This is a genomic window from Bacillus sp. P14.5 (assembly GCF_003316765.1).
GTDB lineage: Bacteria > Bacillota > Bacilli > Bacillales > Bacillaceae_B > Rossellomorea.
Window position 1 is genome coordinate 25461 of sequence record NZ_NIJF01000065.1, and the last position, 19638, is coordinate 45098.

Sequence of the window (19638 nt, forward strand, 5' to 3'; positions counted from 1 at the left end):
TGTGCTACTCTGTATTGTAACGGAAAAGAGTGAGATTTACTAATACAATCACCATGTTAATGCTGCCCGGCTGCAAGACTCTCTTTAGACAGGTAAATTACCTTTCCGCTATCCACTTTACTGGCAATGTGGGAATGACAGGTGAAAAACAGGATTTGAATATCGCCCCTTAACTCTTTCAGGAGCTTCATGACTGCTTCTGTTCTTTTTTCATCAAAATTGACAAAGCCGTCGTCAATGATCACAGGCATAGAGTGCACATCTTTCAGCATCAATACCAAAGCGAACCTTAAGGCAATATATAACTGTTCTCTTGTCCCTTGGCTGAGTTCATCCGGAGTGAAGGCAATTCCGTCTCTTCTTTCTATAATAAAAGAATTTTCCTGTCTCGAACGGATCTTGCGGTATTCTCCATTTGTCAGCAATTCAAAGTACTGCTCTGCCGTTCTAATCACCTTTGGAAGCTTTTCTTTTTATACTCTTCAATAGTCTTATTAAGAGCTGAACGTGCCAATGAATATCTCATCCACTCCCTGGACAATTCATTCAATTCCGCTTTTTGCTCATGATATTTGTATAACAGCCTTGAGTGAGATTCCCCTTCTTCCAGCACAGAAATTTCATAAACCGTTTCTGCCAGATTTTCACTCTCTTTATTAGTTTTCCGCTTCAACTCAGCGATTTCTTCTTCGAGACTGCTTTTTATTTTACTCAGTTCATGACTCTCTTCTCTCAGTATGTAGAATTCATGGAGCAAATTCTCCCCCAGCCGGTTAAACAGGATCCGCTCCTGTTGTTCAAGGGAATGTTTTTCACTACTTAAGTCAGCAAGCCACCTGTACTCCTCTTCCGTCTCTGTTCCAGCGGCAGCCAGCAGCTCCTTCAATTCCTTATGAATTGAATTCTCCTGTGCCTGGATGAATTCAAATTCTTTAATAGTATCAGCCCGCTGCTTCAGCAATTGGTTGTAGGACAAGGATTTTTTTCATTGACTGCAAGCGCATCTTTCATTCTCAGTAAGGTCTCTTCAATCACAGTGAATTTTATTTGGGTATCTTCGACAGCTTCCTCAACTTCCTTCGCGAAAAGTGAGATCTTCTCCAGGAGATTTCTGTGAATCTCAGAGATTTCCCGCTCCTCCTCATATAGGACTGATAACTCTCTTAGCCTGTCAAAAGCTTCTCCAAGCAGCTTCCACGGCATGTCAGGTGAAAGATGTAACTCCTCTGCCAGATCTCGAAAGCTTTCTTGCAGTCTTTGTTCTTTTATGAACAGGCCATGTTCCTCTTCTTGAAGTTTAAGGAATCCGTTTTCTGTGTTCTCTAATTTCAAGATCCATTGTTTCCAGTTCTCTCTCAGTTCTGTTTGCTCCTTCAATAACTCCCTGTTCTGCGCTTCCTCCCCACCGCTTTGAGCATCCAGTTTTTTCCGGAGAAGTTCTGCCTTTTCTTTCAACTGCCCATAATAATCTTCGCCCTCTTTATTCGACTGTAAGTTCATGAGAAGGATTATTGCTGAAAGGACCAGGAGGAATGCTGCTGCAGCTGAGAATAACGAATCCGACAGGAACCAGACCATACCCCCGGTTAAGATCGAGAAAACCAAACCAACTAAAATAGCAGAGCCTTTTTTACTTCTTTTTGGCTGGCTGTCTCTATTCTCTTTAAGTTGCTCTTGAACCAGCTCATATTGAATCTTAAGGGTATCTGCTTCTTTGCTTTCCTTTACCTTCTTTTGCAGCTCCTGATAGCTGGTTTCTTCCAGAAGCTTTTCTTCGATTTCCCCACAGCGTTCCTCCAGGAATCGCAGCTGCTTTTTTTCTTCTTGTATGGCTTCAATTACAGTTTCCTTTTTCAGTTCTAGTTTATTAAAGGAATCTTCCATGCTCTTCACTCGGTCTTTCATGACTATATCCAATTTGACATCTTTGATTGAATGAAAATCTGCTATATTCAATTCCCTCATCAACTGGTCTTTTTTAGCTTTAATGACAGTGAGTTTACGCTCTATGTCAGCAGCCTGGTCCTGCCATCTTATGTACAACTCCCTTTTTTCAAGGATGCTCGCGAATAATGCGCTGCGATCACTAACAGTCTCATCGGGCTGACTTTCCTCTAAAGTCTCATTCAATTCTGTTAGACGGGTACGAGTGACTTCCATAGCAGATTTTTGGTGAACATGCTGGCTTTGCCATTTTTCAAAGCGCTGAAGGCCATTTACAGGAAAAGAATGGAGGTTCTCCAATTCAGCTAATCTTTCTCTTATATCCTGATACTCGCAGAGATCCTTCCAGGATTTTTCAAGTGCTTCGATGAGGTTCAACTCTTCCAGTCTTCTGTCAGATTCTTCACGAATAGCAGCAAGCGATTCCTCCGCATTCTTCTTTTTTTCTTGTAACAGAGTAAAATTCTCGTTCTTCTCTCTGGCTTTTTTCAACTGTAATTCAATATGCTTGATTTCCATCAATTTCTGATTGATTTCAGGTTTCTTGCCCGCCTTTTTAAACAATCTGTCTAGTTCCTTCTGCCATTGCTCCTCCAACTTGAAAAGAGCATCAGTGCCTGTCATTCCCGAACTGAAAAGGTAACGGTTGATATCCTCTTCCTTCAGCTTGGAAATCTCTTGAAGGCCATGGATATTAAATGAATAGATCCCTTGAAAGGCCGCCTTATCCATACCCTTCAATACTCTTCTCAATTCTTCCTCGCCGCCTGTTGTTCCGTCCTCATAAATAACGGTGGCATCTCCTGCTGCTTTCCCTTTGATTCTCTCCACTGTAATTGAATGGCCTTCATCCAATGACAATGTCAATTTCCCTCCATACTTGGCATGCGTCTTCGGCTCGTACCTCTGCTCAGAGTGCAGCTTCGTAGGGAAACCGAATAGTACACCATGAATGAATGCCATAATAGTGGACTTTCCCGCCTCATTCTCCCCATAAAAAACAGAAAATCCGCTCAGTTCCTTCAATTCAAAATCCTCCAGTTTTCCAAAACCATAGATATGTATGTCAGTGATCTTCATGGTTGTCACCTCCTCTATTCATTAAGATTCTTGATGGGAAAAGGAATTTTGCAGCATGGATAATACCGCTTCTTTAATCTCTTCCTTTTCTTCAGGTTGAAGTGAATCAATATAGCGGTGCGCCTGGGGATGAAGAAATAAGGCAGAGGAAGCCTCGTCCCAGCTCTGTTCATCCCAGCCCTGGATGTTATGAATCATTTCGTTCAGGAATGTTTCCTGCCCTTCAATATAAGCAATTCCCGTGTTTTCCTTGATTCTCAAGGAGTGCACCCAGACAAAAGCATCCTGATGTTCCTCTCCATCCTGAAAGGCTTCCAGGATTTCACCAGTCTTTATTTTCTCAAGGACATCCGCACCTAAACCTTCTGTATCAGTTATTTCAATTTCCAAAAAAGTGTTCCCGTTTTTTCTGAACCGTTCCATTTCTGACTTGCACAACTCAAAGACCTGGCTGAGCTTTGTCTCCTCCTTCAAGGAAATGGTTGTTTTTTCCCAAAGAATTTCCTGGGTTTCAATAAATTCAAGCTCTGATCCTTCATTATCAATGGTCACGGTATAACAACCCTTTGGACCTGTTTCTTTCCGGTGCCTTCCTTGTATATTCCCGGGATATACGATCGGCGGGGAAGCAGAAAGCTCCTGGCGGACATGGATATGCCCGAGCGCCCAGTAGTGATAGTTTTTCTCTTTGAGATCCTTTATGGTGAATGGGGCATAAGTTTCGTGAGCGGATGTCTCACCTGCTTCGCTTCCGTGAAGGAGAGCAATATGGATATCTCCATTATTCCGGACAGCGGGATAATCAACTGCTTTCCGTTCTAATACATGGCGTGTATCATAGCTGAATCCGTATAGATGGACCCGGCTTCCTCCATTTGTTGTATGGATGAATTCCTCCACATCCGCACCAAAGACTTTTACATTGTCCGGCATCTCCAAGTGAGACCAGTAATTCCCCAGATAATCATGATTTCCATGAATGATATATACCGCAATGCCAGCTTCGCACAGACGTTGAAACTGCTTTTTCAATCTGGCCTGGGCCCGTATACTTCTATCTTCTTCATCATACAGGTCCCCGGATATAAGGAATAAATCCACCTTCTTCCTTAACGCATGATCGACTATTCTTTCAAAAGAGACAAAAGTGCTGTTCTGCACACGTTGAAACAACTCTTCAGGCAAGTGTTTCAATCCCTTGAAAGGACTGTCCAAGTGCAGGTCGGCAGTATGTATAAATGTTACTTTGCTCATAGATTCAACCCTTCTTTCATCCTATACGAATACACGTTCTCTTATTCTTTCATTATAGACTACTTTTCAGCAAAAAATAAGGATAGAGGTGATATTCTTTTTTGATAGTGAACATCCTAATCGCTTTATGAAGTTCTCTGGCAGGGTTTCCACATCAAGTGATATCTGTCATAATTAAAAACCCTAAAAAAGAGGACGAAATCATTAGTGATTTCATCCTCTTTCTGTTCCTTTAATTCACTTTTCTCTTTGATAATACTTATAAACATTTGATTGAAGTGAATGTCTCTTACATGCTGGTTTGGAGATATCTTCTTCAGTACTTCACAAAGTTTATGTCTCCAAGGTGCTGACTTGGATACATCATTTTAGCAGCATTGCTACGATGATGTCCCCATAATGCTTGCTTGGATACATCTTCTCCGCCATCTTGCCACCTTCATGTACTCAAGGCACTGACTTGGAGACATCTTCTCCGACGTCTTGCAACCATCATGTCTCCAAAGTGCTTGCTTGGATACATTTTCTCCGCCATCTTGCCACCTTCATGTACTCAAGGCACTGACTTGGCTACATCTTCTCCGACGTCTTGCCATGATAATACCTCCAATGAGCTTGATTGGATTCAACTGCTTCAGCATCTCACCTACATAATGTCCCCAACACCAAGTTCACTGAATAGCTGAGGTTTACAAACTTCTTTATTAGGCGCTGTGAAAGTCCGAAGACTTATAAGACAAAAACAGGTTCCTCGGCCAAATGTCTGCCCAGCCAAATCCCGCTTGCAGCCGCCTGTGATAGAGAATGGGTTTCACCTGAACAATCTCCTATGAGGTACAAGCCAGGCACTTCACTTTCAAAAAATGAGTTTGTATATAATTTCGGCTCATAAAATTTGGCATCGATACCGTATATCAGCGTATCTCCATGAACCTTTTCGCCCAGCAACCCCTCCAATGAGGAAAGCATTTCAAGCAGAGCCCTGGTATATAAATCAGGTACTTCCTCTTTTAAACTTCCACAATCCGCAGGCAAAGTTGGCATGATACTATTCCTGCTTAAGTCTTGTGTGATACGGCCAGATTGTAAATCTTCCAGTCTCTGCACCACAATCCGGTTCGTTTCTCTATTAATTTTTTTGATAATAGATTCAGCGTACCTCTGCGCTTCTCCCTGTGTGGGAAAGTACCTGGGCACGAATAAAGTGAAATTCAGATTGTGACTAGGCGTATCCTTCTCCCTTACATTCTGTCCGTCCGGCATGACGAGCCCGTGCTGATGCTTCCGTATGATCCGCCCTTCAGGATTCATGCAATAGGTCGTGGCCGTATAAGAATCCCCCAAATAGGTCAGCTTGGTTTCAAAGGTTTCCTTAAGAATTGAATTCAGCTGGCTGCCTTTCATCTCCACTCGCAAGCCCAGATCAAGCCGGGTTTCTCCAGGTACAAGTCCAAGCAATTCCGTCTGCTGCTTCAGCCACCTGCTCCCGCTCGTCCCTGTGGCCATCACCAGTTTCCGAGTCCGGAATTTTCTACCCTTTGAGTTTAATTGAAACCCTTCACAATTCGGAGTGATCGAGTCGATTTCTGTTTCAAAGGTCAGAGTGGCTTTCTCTTTTAGGAACTCATAAAGCCCTTGAAAAACCTTATTCGCCAATCCGGTTCCTAGGTGGCGGACTACTGTGGAGAGGACTCTGAAAGAATGTTCCTCTGCCCTTGAAGACAGTTCTTCATTCCCTGTATCGTAGGTGTCGACACCCCCTCCTCCAAATGCACACAGAATTTCATCCACTTCTCTCATCAGTTCGATGGCCTGCTCTTCTCCAATTTTCCTGCCCAGTTCTCCTCCAAAATCATTGGTGTAATTAAATTTCCCTTCTGATTTTCCAAGCCCGGCAAAGCCTATGTATTTACTGCAGTTCTCACCACACGTACAAGTGCCTCCATTATCGAGACCGCAGACGCGCTCCTCCAATTTCTTTCCTAGATCAATGATATGTATTCTGCAATCCTGATTTTCCTTTAATAACTGATAGGCCGTGAAAATACCGCTCACACCTGCCCCGATAATAGTAACGTCATACAAGCTGTTTTGCATGCATTACACTTCCTTTCTGATTACTCTCCGTTGTAGATGCTTTCCTTTCCAGAAGCACCCTAAAGTCAACTAGGCCTTTATATCTTTTTATCAATTTTATTTCCATCTTTTTTCAGTTCCTTGTGCAGCATCCTAAGTTCACTTCTTAACTTTTTGATCTCTTGGGAAGAATTTATTCCCTCCGACACTGCTTTTTTTATCACAAAATATAATCCGAGTGCAATAAATAAAAAACTCATCCCTGCTGCAACAGCTTCCATTAATTAACCACCTTTACTTAACAGGTTGCCCCCGAATATATTGCTGCCAGACAGACCCTCAGACTGCATCGAATCCTTAAACACTGAAATCGATGCTGACAGAGAATCCCACTAACTGCAAGGAATCCTTTAAAAAACAAATCGATGCTGCCAGACAGACCCTCAGACTGCATCGAATCCTTAAACACTGAAAATCGATGCTGACAGAGAAGCCCACTGACTACATGGAATCCTTTAAAAAACAAATCGATGCTGCCAGACATAGCCGCAGACTGCATGGAATCCTTTAAAAACAAATCGATGTAAAACCCTTCATCATTTAACTGTTCGTTTTAAAATCAAAAATCCCTGCATATCCTGCTTCTAAAAGAGAGGCAGCCCGGCTGCGTGTGAACGTCCGGCTTAAGTCTTTCAGAGGAAATCCCCTCGTAATTAAATAAGAGGCTGTTTTATGAGTATAGGATTTCCCCTGCGAAAAATGGGGGGATGAGGATAAAATAACACTCAAAAGCAACAATCTTTTAGAAAAGCGCCAAATAAAAAAGCAGCTCCCCTCATCAAAGGAGAGACTGCTTAGGATTAATTTTTCTTTGTTAACTCCAAGGCTTTCTTGATATCTTTGTAGGAATTTGACTTGCCGTACATCAATACTCCGCCCCGGTAAATTCGTGCTCCGAACCAGCCCAATATAAAAATGGAGAGAACCAGGATCCCGATACCAAGGATTGGTTCCCAGGCAGCGATATTGAGCATTCCCACCCGCAGGAACATGACCATTGGCGTGAAAAATGGGATATACGAAGCTGCCGTAATGAATCCAGCCTCAGGATTTCCCAGTCCATAAAAGGCAATGAAGAAGCCGATCATGATAAGGAAGGTCATCGGCATAACCATTTGCTGAACATCTTCTATCCTGCTGACAAGGGACCCCAGAAGGGCTGCAAGAGTCGCATACAGGAAGTAGCCAAGAAGGAAGAACACGATGGCATAGATGATAATTCCCACAGGAATATCATTCAATCCGAAAAACTCCATTATTCCTCCCATTTCTGAATCTGCTTTACTTGTCAGTGCAAAGTACCCGACTCCCAGTAATATTGTCAGCTGAGTTAAGCCGACCAGGCCGATCCCCAAAATTTTTGCGAACATCTGCTTTACCGGAGAAACACTTGATATCAAGATCTCCATGACACGAGATGATTTTTCAGTTGCCACTTCCATGGCGATCATATTGGCATAGACAATGACTGAAATGTAAATGAAAAATAGCAGAAGGTACACAATTCCTCGTGCCTGATTCAATTCTTCTTCCGATTTTGCCCCTTCTACCAACGCTTCCCTTTCAAAGGAAACTGGGGCACTCAATGAAGCGAGCTCCTCCGGTGACAGTTCCAGGTTTTCGGCCGCAATTGAGGATTTGATTCCTTGCAGGGCATTCTGCAGATCATTTGCCAGTGAGGATGCTGAAATTGACTCTGACTTATAGATTCCTTGCGGCAGGCCATTCTCATCCTCTGAAAGAATCAGGTACCCATTATAGGTTCCTTCTTCTGTACTATCCTTTAAGCTTTCTTCACTATCACTGGTTTGTTCGAGTTCTACCTCTTCATTAATCGTGCTCAATTGCGCGGAGAACGGACTGAACAAATCTCCAGTTTCATCAACAACCGCAACTACATCCTGTTCTTCGCCGCTGAAGCCTTCGATGATTCCCTGTAAGTTGGCAAGAAGAAAAATCCCTGCTGCCACAATCAGAGTGGTGATGATGAATGACTTTGCCTTCAATTTATTCAGATACGATTGGCCGAGAATCAAGAAAAAATTACTCATATGAAGTACCTACTTTCTCAATGAAAATATCATTCAAGGATGGCTCCTCTAATTCAAATTTGCGGACGAAGCCTCTCTTGACCACTTCTTTGAATACATCCTGTGCTATATCTTCGGACTTTACCTGAAGCTGAATCCCTTCCGTCGTTTTCTTTGTCTTGGTGACCCCGGGGAGCGTTTCAAGAAAGCTTAAGTCATAATCAGCATGTATTGTGACATTCTTTTTTCCAAAGGAACGTTTGATTTCTTTTAATCCTCCATGCACAACAGGGGTCCCTTTATGCATGATACAAAGATTCTCACAAAGCTCTTCCACATGCTCCATCCGATGGCTTGAAAACACAATCGTCGTTCCGCTTTCCTTTATATCGGCAACTGCATCCTTCAGCAATTCAACATTGACAGGGTCAAGTCCGCTGAAAGGCTCATCGAGGATCAATAATTTTGGTTTATGTATAATGGATGCGATCAACTGGATCTTCTGCTGGTTCCCTTTGGACAGCTCCTCAACCTTTTTGTTCTTATACTCCGGTACATTGAAACGATCCAGCCAGTACACCAATTCTTTTTCCGCTTCTTTCTTATCCATTCCTCTTAAGCGGGCCAGGTAAATGATCTGGTCATCCACTTTCATTTTCGGATATAATCCCCGTTCTTCCGGAAGGTATCCAATCTCAGGACTCGTTGAATAATCAATCCTTTTCCCATTCCAGGTAATGGTTCCTCCACTTGGGTCAAGCAGCCCGAGAATCATCCTGAATGTGGTCGTCTTCCCTGCACCGTTTCCTCCCAGGAAACCGAACATCTCTTTCTCCGGTATGCTGATCGATAAATCGTCGACCGCAGTGAACTTCCCGAATCGCTTCGTTACATTATTCAATGTTAATACCATGCTCTTTCCTCCATTTCACTCTCTTATAAAATCAAACGGCAAATTGGTTCCACCGCTAAAATTCCACTTGCATTGCTCCCCAACTACCTATACGATTTTATAGTAAAAAAGATTCACAATCCATAAGATTCACAAAAATAAAAAATACAAAAGAGAATTCTTTATAATTTTTTAAAATTATGTAAGAATAATAGTAACTATCAGAAATTTAATAAAGGGGAATACATTCATGAAGGTATATAAATTAACGGTTTTCGAACAAACAGGGGAAAATATTTATGAAGATTCATTTGAAGCTGCTTCAGATGAGGAGGCAAAAAAGATCGGAAAAGGGATACTTGAAGAAAAAGGCTACGAGGATCACACTCACCGTTGCGCTTCTCCGCTTGGCAAATTGATTTTGTTTCATCCGTAAATTAAGTTTAAACACTCTATAAGCTCACAAGTACACCAAGGGCTGACGCACTGGATTAAATTACAGTGCCTCTTTTTATTGTATTTTCGCATGGTGTGCATTGTGAAGTTCCCGGCTTCATTAGAAATGTTTCTCAGTATTTGTCCTCCAATTACCAATTATTTAAGCCAAAGAAACGTCCTGTGTCATCAATGCACAGAACGTTTCTTTCGTTACAGCTATTAGTTGGTGATCATTCTCCCTTAAATCGCGGAATCCTCTTCTCTACAAACGCCTTTATACCTTCTTGATGGTCATGTGTCTGGCGCATTTTCCATTGTCCTTCTTTCTCCAGCTGCAGCGCTTTCTCCAGCCGGTCTTTATTCAGCTCCGCATAAATCGATTTTGATTCAATGATCGACCTCAATGGCTTTTGCAAGCACTCTGTGATGTATTTTTCAATGGCTCTATCGAGTTTCCCTGAAGGGATCGCTTCATCCACCAGCTTTTTCATCAGTGCTTCCTGTCCTTCGATAACCTTCCCGGTCCACATGAGCTTTTTCGCCCTGCCAGTGCCAAGGCGTTCTTCAAGGAAGAAGTGGCCGCCGCCATCCGGAATGAGTCCTATGCCAATGAAATTCATCGCCAGCTTGCTGTCTTCCTCGCAAATGATATAATCAGTGGCCAATGCCAGGCTCAATCCCAGTCCCGCTGCAGCTCCATGTATACCGGTGATTGTCAGTTTCTTCATAGTGTAAAGGGTCATGGCCAGCTCGCCGATTACCTCCATGATTTCTGAAAATTCCTGTTCACCGCCTAGATTTAACATTTCTTTTATATCCCCACCTGAAGAGAATCCCTTTCCTTCCCCTCTCAGGACGAGGACCAGGATGTCTTCATCTTTCTCGACTTCCTTCAGGCAGTTCTTGAGCTCCCTCATCATCTGAGAATTCATGGCATTCAATGACTTTGGCCGGTTTAAAGTAATCGTTGCGGTCTTCCCACTTTTTTCGAGTTTAATCGTCTCATATAGTGCATTTACATTCATGAAAAACACCCCTTGTTCGCTTGAGTTCCTAATTTTAGAAATATTCTATTAATAGTATACCAAATTTTAATGGAAAACTATTAATCTCTATTTTCATAATAGAAGAAAGCCGGCAGACTCCCGGCTTTCATCTGGTATATTGAAAAATCTTTGAATCTATTTATTGTCCAACACGCTCTTTTACCTGATCACGCAGTGCTCTTTTTAAAAACTTTCCAACAGATGTTTTGGGGATTTCTTCGAAAAATAAAACCTCGTCAGGAAGCCACCATTTTGCAAATTGCGGCTGCAGGAATGCCATAATGTCCTCTTTCGTGGTATTTTGGTGATCGCCTTCCTTTAAAACTACGCAGGCTACCGGACGTTCCTGCCATTCAGGGTGAGGAACAGCGACCACTGCCGCTTCAAAGATGCTTTCGTGTGCCATCAAAGCATTTTCCAAGTCGACACTTGAAATCCACTCCCCGCCTGACTTAACCAGATCTTTTGTTCTGTCGACGATTTTAATGAATCCTTCTTCATCCACTGTCACTACATCTCCGGTATACAGCCATCCGTCCCTGAATGCATCGTCTGTCCGTTCATCTTTATAGTATTCGGATGCAATCCAAGGCCCTCTCAATGTGAGTTCGCCCATTTCCTTACCGTCCCAGGAAACTTCTCCATCCTTACCGACAATTTTCATTTCCAAACCCGGTACCAGAATTCCCTGCTTGGCCTTCAAGTTATATTTTTCTTCCGTATCCCAATCTTCCATATAACTCTTTTCACCTGTAACGACTGCAAGAGGACTCGTTTCAGTCATGCCATAAGCATGACTGAAAGGTATGCCGTGCTTCTCTTCAAAGGCTTTAATCATACCGAGCGGCGCAGCAGACCCTCCGCAAAGGATGGATCGAAGGCTGGAGAGGTCATACTCATTTTCTTCAAGCTCTTTTAACAAACCAAGCCAGATGGTCGGAACACCGGCAGTGATTGTTACCTTCTCTTCCTGCATCAATTCAGCCAGCAGTTTTGGTGTGAAATACGGTCCAGGAAGCACTTGGGATGTCCCGAACCAAGTTGCCGCGAACGGCAGCCCCCATGCATTTACATGGAACATCGGCACCACCGGCAGGGCAATATCTTTTTCTGAAACACCCGTCGTATCGGCAAGTCCGAGAGCCATACTGTGAAGAACGATCCCTCTGTGGGAGTACATCACTCCTTTTGGATTTCCGGTTGTGGCACTTGTGTAGCACATTCCCGCCGGAGCATTTTCATCCAGGTCATCCCTGAATTTATAGTTTGGGTCTCCTTCTGCAAGAAGTTCCTCGTAATGGTAAACCGGCGACAGGCTGGTTTCAGGGAGTTCTTCCTTATCGGTCATGATGACGAAAGCTTCGACTGTTTTTAACTGATCCTTCACCTTCTCAATCAAAGGCAGAATGTCCGCATCTATCAGCAGGACCTTGTCTTCGGCATGATTGATTATGTAAATGATGTGCTGGGGAGCTAGACGAATGTTGATTGTATGCAGCACTGCCCCGCTGCACGGTACTGCAAAATAGGCTTCTAAATGTCTGTGGTGGTTCCAGGCCAGTGTTCCTACCTTTTCACCTTCCTTGACACCCAGTTTTTCGAGAGCACTTGAAAGCCTGCGCGTCCTGGCCGCCATTTCTTTGTAGGTGAATCGATGGATTCCCCCATCCGTGCGCGATACAATTTCCTTCTTAGGGTAAAATTTTTCAGCACGCTCAATCATTTGTGTAAGCAGCAAAGGAGTATTCATCATTGGACATCTCTCCTGTCTATTTTGTAATCGCTTCCAATTCACTTCAATAGAATATATGCCTGGCTATACCCTTATCATTCGATATAAATGAGCTAAACCCTTTAAAGTAATGTTAATTTTCTGAAAATACCTTCTACCCAAAAAGAATCTTTGAAGGGACGCTTTCAATCTCCTGCAGTTTTCCTTAGTTCAAATGGAAAAACGGCCCTCTGAAGGAGGACCGTTCAATATGTTAATTTAAAAGCTCATCAAGAATTTGCAGCTTCTTCTCTGTATAGTTTTTAAATCCTTCATTATAAGCTTTCGGTTCTTTAGGATTCGCAAAGTGAGTAATTTTTCCGGTTTCGGGATCGATGAATTTACTTGCAGCGCCACACCCGATTCCGATGATTGTCTGCATTTCTTCCATGATCATGATGTTGTAGACGCTGTCCTGCCCGGGAAGGGCGTAGCCGACATTCTCAAGGTTGCCAAGAATATTTTTCTGTCGGTACAGGTAATAAGGAGCGTAATCATGCTTTTGCGTCCATTCATCCGCAAGGGACATCATTCTTTCAATCTCTTCCCTGCCCGCCACTTTGTATTTCTCTTTGTTCCTTGTCATCTCTGAAGCTCTTTTGAATGATAAGGTATGGACGGTCAATGACTCCGGCATCAGTTTTTTCGTCTCATTCAGAGAGTGGGTGAATTCTTCCACACCTTCACCAGGCAAGCCGATGATGAGGTCCATGTTGATGTTTTTCATGCCCATTTCCCTTGCCAGATGGAACTTTTCAATGGTCTCTTCCACTGAATGGTGCCGTCCAATCGCTTTCAAAGTTTCGTTTGTGTACGACTGAGGATTGATGGAAATGCGGTCGATGTTCCACTTATTTAATACATCTAATTTTTCAGGCGAGATGGTATCCGGTCTCCCCGCTTCAACAGTAACTTCCCTTACTTCAGCCACATCAGGAAAAGAGCGGTACATTTCTTCATATAGCAAATCCATCTGTTCAGCTGTAATGGAAGTCGGTGTTCCGCCGCCATAATAGATCGTCGTGATTCTGACTCCATTTTCCTTCAGCCAGCGGCCGGTTTCCTGGATTTCATAGTGCAGTCCTGTCAGGAAAGAATCGACTCTTCCCTGTTTCCCTAAAATTGCATAAGCAGGGAATGTACAATAAGCACACTTGGTTGGACAGAACGGGATTCCAATATAGATACTGACTTCTTTTTGAAGGGAATAAAGGTCTGGAACTACCGACAATTGCCTGTCAACGATCCTTTCCATAAGTTCGATTTTCTCATCGGTGATAAGATAATCCTCTTTCAATTTGCGGCGGATATCTTCCCTGGGCATGCCCTCTCTGATACTTTTATGAAACAGCTTGGTCGGACGGATGCCCGTCAGGATTCCCCACGGCTGGATGATCCCCGTGTATTCTTGCAAAACGTTCAAATAGACATGTGAAAGCCCATTTTTAAAGCTGCGGAACTTCTCTTTGTCTGTTTGATCTAAAGGAACTTCTTTCTTGTATTGCGAAAAATAGTTTAGATCTTCGGATTCCAGAATCGCCTCCGCAGTTATGGTATCTTGGATTTTTTCCAATTTAAATTCTATATGAAGGTCGCCTTTTTCCTTAAGAAAAGGGTTGACCGCCGGTTCTTCAAAAAACAGATTTGCGATAAGCTGCAACGGACGATTGAAGCGTTCATCGCTCAAACCGCTGAATGTAATTTTCAATGTAATCACCTTTCAAAAAATCGATTTTTAACTTGTTTAAGTGTACAGAAGGACGCGGGAATGGTCAATACACAAGAGGATCGCCTGCCTGGGGAATAGCGGTTAATTTGGGGTTTTCGCCTTCTCATTGGACCGTAAACTCTTTTTGCGGGCCGTTATCTTCGTGCTTCACCCTTCTCATTGGCCCGTAAGCTCCTTTTACGGGCCATTAACTTTGTGCTTTGGCCTTCTCATTGGACCACAAGCTCCTTTTACTGGCCGTTAACTTTGTGCTTCACCCTTCTCATTGGCCCGTAAGCTCCTTTTACGGGCCATTAACTTTGTGCTTTGGCCTTCTCATTGGACCGTAAACTCCTTTTACGGGCCATTAACTTTGTGCTTTGGCAGTCAAGCCCTTATTCTTGTGTAAATTCATTTATACAATGTCTCAACCTGCTATAGTGTTTATGATTTTTTTGACAGGAAAGGGGGTACCCCCTTTCCTGTCAAAAAAATTTCGCGCTTCGCTTCACCTATCATTACCTATTTCTTTTGTTCAATTGAAGGTTCTCATTTTCCATCAGAAAAGCACCTATTAATCGAAATGCTGATTGAGTGTTTGGAAAAATTCTGATGACTCTTTCACGCCTCCTGATTTCCTGGTTTAATCGCTCCAAAGAATTCGTGCTACTTATATTTATTTGATATTTATCATCTTCATTCAGGTATTGAATAGAGTCTTCAAAGCCCTCTTCCAATATGTTTAAAGCGTTCTCAAGCTTTTTATTATCTCCGTACTTATTGATGAATTCTTCTTTGGTAGCTCTTGCTTCAGATCCTGATGCAGATTTATAAATTTTCCTCAGATCGGATATGACTTGTTTCATATTTTTTTAGGTAGTTTTTTATAATATTTCTTTTCAAGTGAACAGTACATCGCTGCCACGAGGTTCCAATAAACTCACGTTCAATTGCTTTTTTTAGACCAGCGTGGGCATCAGAAGTGACTAATTTCGGTGATTGTAGTCCACGTGATTTTAACTCTTGAAAGAAGCCTTTCCAAGCTTCAAAGCTCTCTACATGGTCTACTTTCAGCCCAATGACTTGACGTTTTTTCTTCTCGTTCATGGCGGTCATGATATAGACTGCCTTGGACACAACTTTATTATGTTCCCTAACCTTAATGTACATAGCATCGGCATAGAGATATGGGAAATATTGAACATTGAGAGGGCGGTTGGCCCACTTATTTACAATGGGATCAAGCTTTTCTGTTAACGAAGAGACAAAAGACTTTGAAACACCTTGTCCACAAAGCTGTTCAACGATATTTGTGACTTTTCGTGTAGATACTCCGTTTACAACCATTTCAAGCATTGAGAGAGTAAGAGCTTGGTCGACACGTGAGAATTTTTCAAACACAGTAGGAGAAAAGTTGCCTTCTCTTGTCCGTGGAACGCGCAATTTTATCTTGCCGACACCGATTAGGAGATCACGCTCATAATATCCATTTCGATAATCTTGTCTGTCATTGGAGCGTTCATAAGCACCGGCTTGTAAGTAATCATCTCTTTCTTTTTCCATGAGTTGGTTTAACACCAGTACAAGTGAAGATTTCATTATAGTATCAAGGTTAGAATTCATGACAGAATCTTTTAAAATATCCAAATCTAGGCTAAACTGTATTTGAGTCATTTTTATTCCTTCTTTCAATGTTTTTCGTGGTTGAAAACATTGTTGACAAGAAAGATAAAAATGACTCTTTCTTTTTACACAATTATATGGACTTTATCTGCTTTGGCCTTCTCATTGGACCATAAACTCGCTTTGCGGGCCGTTATCTTTGTGCTTTAGCCTTCTCATTGGACCGTAAACTCGCTTTGCGGGCCGTTATCTTTGTGCTTTAGCCTTCTCATTGGACCGTAAACTCGCTTTACGGGCCATTAACTTTGTGCTTTAGCCTTCTCATTGGACCGTAAACTCGCTTTGCGGGCCATTAACTTTGTGCTTCACCCTTCTCATTGGACCGTAAACTCCTTTTACGGGCCGATATCTTTGTATTACAGCCTTCTCGTTGGCCCGTATGCATACTTTGCGAGCCGTTATCTTTGTTCTCCTGCCTTCTCATTGGCCCGTAAACTCTTTTGGCTGAATCAAATAAAGGCCTTATTATGCACCGCTCTCCCATATTCAACTCCTACACAAAAAAACTGACCCGCAAAGGCCAGCTTCATAGCAATCTATGACTTTATCACATTCATTTTCTTCAAAAATTCGATCGGATGCTGTTTGCGGAAAAGTTCTTTCACAGCGTAGGCTACTCCGTTTTGTTTATCCGTACGTGTTATCCAGTCTGCAGCACTTTTTACATCCGGGGACGAGTTACCCATCGCGATTCCAAGCCCGCAGCAGTCCAATAGGTCCTTGTCATCCTGGTTTGCTCCTACCATTACGACCTGATCGCGGCTGATTCCCGCTCTTTCGCACACATACAGAAGTCCACGGAGTTTTGAAACGCCCCTCTTGACGATGTCGACCCTGTCACTGCCGGTCAAGATACAATCCACTTCATGATACATGCCCTTAATTGCCTGAACCGCATCATTCCGCTCAGATTCAGAATTGAATTTAGCTTCGATTTTTAAAGCAGAGGAAGGTTCCTCGAAGAGATACTCACTCAGGGAATCAGTGTATTGGGTGCTGTAGATGAAGCTTGACTCCCTGTTGTAAAGTACTTTTTCACGGAGCGACCCTGATAACTTCATCCTGTTCATGATAGCCATCCTGTCCTGGACGACTCTCATCTGACAGTCCATCTCCTCTAGGAATTTAACAATCTCATAGGAGATATCTTCATGAATTTTATTGACATACAGCGGCTTGCCTAAATGTGTCCCGATATAGGCCCCTTGATGGGTAACCAGGGGATTGTCAATTTTCAAGGCCTTGGCGACCCTTTTCGCGGAAGGAAATGTCCTTCCGGTTATCAGAGTTACATAGATGCCTTTGCTCTGTACATATTCTATTGCTTCTTTTGTTTCCTTGCTTATACGGCCATTATGAAGCAGTGTACCGTCAATATTCATTGCCAACATACGATAAATCATGGATGCGCCTCCTCAATTGTTGTCTATTATCACCCGTGGGGTTGTATAAAAAATGGGAATGGAATGGTAACCATGTCCACCCTGGTCCTTTGTATACTCTTATGTACGAGACTGAGAAAATATGACAAGTTTGATAGAAAAGCGTAGACAAGCAGAGTAGACCAACAGTTCTCACTGGTGGTTTAGATTTGTTGCTTAAGAAATTATAAGACAATCTCTAAATCAGGGGAAAAAGCTGTTAATGCGGCTTACGGTTTGGAGAGTTTCTGTTCCACTGATTGATTTCATCAGCCATATATCTCCGATGGAAATTTTTTAAGAAATAAGGGGAGAAATTCCGCTTATTTGCTAAAACATGTGAATATAGTCTCTTTATTTATGCTTAAGCGGAAAAATTCCGCTTATATACCCCAAATCGAATGCAATTTCCCAGCTTAGCCGAAAAAATTCCGCTTATTTTTAATTATTTCTGTCCTTCACAGGTAAACCGCCTGTTTGAGTGGTAAGAAGTTTGCAAACCTACTTATCCCCTCATAAAAGGAGATTTTCTATACCTCGCTATTAGCGCGTTGGAACCCCACACACCACAGTGGTTTTCAGAACCAACAAAAAAACGCTCCAGGCTTAAATAGCCAGGAGCGTTTTGGTCAAGCATTACTGTTCCATGGAACCGTACAGGTCTTCCAATGGTTTCATGATGACTTTATTCAATTCATTGATCAGCATGCTCATTCTTTGTTCAGCTTCCATCAGTTTGGAGATTTTTTCGTCCTGCTGAACAAGCGCGGCTGTTTTTTGTGCATGCTCCACTTCTTCTTGTGTAAGCTCTTGGCCGCTCATTTGTTTTTGCTGAAGATTCATTTGGATGTTGCGGAAGTTTTCGAACATTTTTTGAGCCTGTTCATCGTTATTCACTTCGTCATACATCTTCTTAAGGTTATTGTACTCGTCACTTTTTCTTAGTGCGCTTTCCAGTTCGTTTGCGTAATCGTATAAATTTACTGCCAAAATCATTACCTCCTAAAAGTCTCTTTCCAATCCCCTACCACTATAACAAAAGAGAAAGAGGAATGCGAGGATACCGGGTTTCTGTAATATATCTATGCAAGGAATAGGACGATTACACCTTGAATCAAGCCGATGATGCCGCCTAATAACGCACCAAGGTATGTTATCATTTTCAGCTCCTTGGAAGTGATGCCAAGAACCATTTCTTCCAAACGCTGAACGGAAAAGGTTTCTACCTGCTCCCTAACCACTTCCTGCAGATGAAGTTTTTCCATGATCAATTCGATTTTTTGCGATACTGCCATTACGCTCATTTCAAAAACATGAGGGACAATGACCTTTGTGATGCGCTGCTTGAAGGGCGATAGGACATCCTTCAAGCTCGATGTCATCAGCTTGTCCACAGATACCACTTCCAGAATGGACTTCTTCAGGGATGGCAGGACATCCTCATCGCTGACATTTTTCAGAATGTCTTCCCACTTAGACTCTCTTAGTTTTTCCCATTCCTTCCTCAGGAGATTTCGCAAGATTTCTTTTGTGCCGTCATGTTTGATGAATTTGATGATTTCCGGCTGAATTTTTTCCGAGACGGAAGAATTGCCAAGAAACATGCCGAGCATATTCCCCAGCATCCCTCTTCCTTCAAGGAAGTCATCAATCATGATTTTAACTTTCCTTTTGCCTTCAGGACTTGAGAAATAAGCTTCTCCTTTATTAGCGATAAAATCAGCTGCAATTGGAATATAAGCGTCAATCTTATCCTGCCAGTGAAGAGGCAATGTAGCTTCGACTGTTTGGGAGCGGTATTTGTCTTTAAAGCCGTAATACTTTTCATCAATCCACTTTGCAATGCCGCTTTCAATAGTTTCCGTATTCATGGGAATCTGCAGCTTTGCAAGCCAGGCTTCAATACTTTCATCAGAGTCAACTAAAGGTTCTACACTTTCCCCGATCCATGCGACAGCATCTGACTTGAATTGGCTGTTGGTCAGCTTCTTCTGGATGCTCTCTGGAGTGATCAAATGGTGAACGACCATATCCCCAAGCTGCGCCGCCATTTCGCTTCGTCTCTTTGGAATCAATCCCGGTGTAAAAGGAACTTTCCACTTTCCTATATAAACAGGTTTATATGGTCGGAATAACATCTTGATTGCCAGGGAATTCGTCATCCCGCCAATCACTGCTCCTATCACGACCATCAAGATAAATGTTATAAGAATATTCATGATTTCATCCTTCCTT

15 protein-coding genes and 1 pseudogene are annotated in these 19638 nt (G+C 42.6%); 1 reads left to right on the plus strand and 15 read right to left on the minus strand.

Annotated features, from left to right (window positions below):
* Nucleotides 1–56: 56 nt before the first annotated feature.
* The 8 genes from B9Z54_RS09885 to B9Z54_RS09920 all read right to left on the minus strand — a co-directional run bounded on the left by B9Z54_RS09885 (nt 57) and on the right by B9Z54_RS09920 (nt 9357).
* Nucleotides 57–455 carry an ATP-binding protein gene (locus B9Z54_RS09885; RefSeq protein WP_113928238.1) on the minus strand — a complete coding sequence of 133 codons (399 nt, stop codon included), beginning with the start codon at nt 453–455 and terminating at the stop codon, nt 57–59.
* Nucleotides 452–976, minus strand: a complete 525-nt coding sequence (locus B9Z54_RS09890; RefSeq protein WP_113928239.1) for an ATP-binding protein — start codon at nt 974–976, stop codon at nt 452–454. The genes B9Z54_RS09885 and B9Z54_RS09890 overlap by 4 nt, the downstream gene beginning before the upstream one ends.
* Nucleotides 955–3024, minus strand: coding sequence for an AAA family ATPase (locus B9Z54_RS09895; protein WP_113928240.1), 2070 nt, complete (start codon nt 3022–3024; stop codon nt 955–957). Before B9Z54_RS09895 ends, B9Z54_RS09890 begins: the two co-directional genes overlap by 22 nt.
* A 21-nt stretch (nt 3025–3045) precedes the next feature.
* Nucleotides 3046–4278 carry a metallophosphoesterase family protein gene (locus B9Z54_RS09900; RefSeq protein ID WP_113928241.1) on the minus strand — a complete coding sequence of 411 codons (1233 nt, stop codon included), beginning with the start codon at nt 4276–4278 and terminating at the stop codon, nt 3046–3048.
* Between the two features lie 729 nt (nt 4279–5007).
* Nucleotides 5008–6363: an NAD(P)/FAD-dependent oxidoreductase gene (locus B9Z54_RS09905; RefSeq protein WP_113928267.1), complete on the minus strand. Its 1356-nt coding sequence runs from the start codon at nt 6361–6363 to the stop codon at nt 5008–5010.
* Between the two features lie 89 nt (nt 6364–6452).
* Entirely contained in the window at nt 6453–6635 is a 183-nt protein-coding gene (locus B9Z54_RS09910; protein WP_113928242.1) for a hypothetical protein, read from the minus strand.
* Between the two features lie 579 nt (nt 6636–7214).
* A complete protein-coding gene (locus tag B9Z54_RS09915; RefSeq protein ID WP_113928243.1) occupies nt 7215–8465 on the minus strand; it encodes an ABC transporter permease in 1251 nt (416 codons plus the stop codon).
* The gene (locus B9Z54_RS09920; RefSeq protein WP_113928244.1) at nt 8458–9357 is read right to left on the minus strand and encodes an ABC transporter ATP-binding protein; all 900 of its coding nucleotides are present in this window, start codon (nt 9355–9357) and stop codon (nt 8458–8460) included. Before B9Z54_RS09920 ends, B9Z54_RS09915 begins: the two co-directional genes overlap by 8 nt.
* 229 nt (nt 9358–9586) lie before the next feature.
* On the opposite strand from B9Z54_RS09920, the gene B9Z54_RS09925 reads away from it, so the two are divergent.
* On the plus strand, nt 9587–9772 hold the full coding sequence (locus B9Z54_RS09925) for a YhzD family protein (RefSeq protein ID WP_113928245.1): 186 nt from the start codon (nt 9587–9589) through the stop codon (nt 9770–9772).
* A gap of 232 nt (nt 9773–10004) precedes the next feature.
* On the opposite strand, the gene B9Z54_RS09930 is transcribed toward B9Z54_RS09925, so the two are convergent.
* The 7 genes and pseudogenes from B9Z54_RS09930 to B9Z54_RS09965 all read right to left on the minus strand — a co-directional run bounded on the left by B9Z54_RS09930 (nt 10005) and on the right by B9Z54_RS09965 (nt 19622).
* Nucleotides 10005–10799 carry an enoyl-CoA hydratase gene (locus B9Z54_RS09930; RefSeq protein WP_113928246.1) on the minus strand — a complete coding sequence of 265 codons (795 nt, stop codon included), beginning with the start codon at nt 10797–10799 and terminating at the stop codon, nt 10005–10007.
* A 160-nt stretch (nt 10800–10959) separates the two neighbouring features.
* Nucleotides 10960–12573, minus strand: a complete 1614-nt coding sequence (locus B9Z54_RS09935; RefSeq protein ID WP_113928247.1) for a long-chain fatty acid--CoA ligase — start codon at nt 12571–12573, stop codon at nt 10960–10962.
* Between the two features lie 232 nt (nt 12574–12805).
* The gene (locus B9Z54_RS09940; RefSeq protein WP_113928248.1) at nt 12806–14299 is read right to left on the minus strand and encodes a coproporphyrinogen III oxidase; all 1494 of its coding nucleotides are present in this window, start codon (nt 14297–14299) and stop codon (nt 12806–12808) included.
* 518 nt (nt 14300–14817) lie between these two features.
* Nucleotides 14818–15973, minus strand: a pseudogene (locus tag B9Z54_RS09945) (IS256 family transposase).
* A gap of 545 nt (nt 15974–16518) precedes the next feature.
* On the minus strand, nt 16519–17385 hold the full coding sequence (locus B9Z54_RS09955; RefSeq protein ID WP_113928250.1) for a Cof-type HAD-IIB family hydrolase: 867 nt from the start codon (nt 17383–17385) through the stop codon (nt 16519–16521).
* Between the two features lie 654 nt (nt 17386–18039).
* A complete protein-coding gene (locus tag B9Z54_RS09960) occupies nt 18040–18393 on the minus strand; it encodes a YlbF/YmcA family competence regulator (protein WP_113928251.1) in 354 nt (117 codons plus the stop codon).
* A gap of 92 nt (nt 18394–18485) precedes the next feature.
* On the minus strand, nt 18486–19622 hold the full coding sequence (locus B9Z54_RS09965) for a DUF445 domain-containing protein (RefSeq protein ID WP_113928252.1): 1137 nt from the start codon (nt 19620–19622) through the stop codon (nt 18486–18488).
* Between the last annotated feature and the right edge of the window lie 16 nt (nt 19623–19638).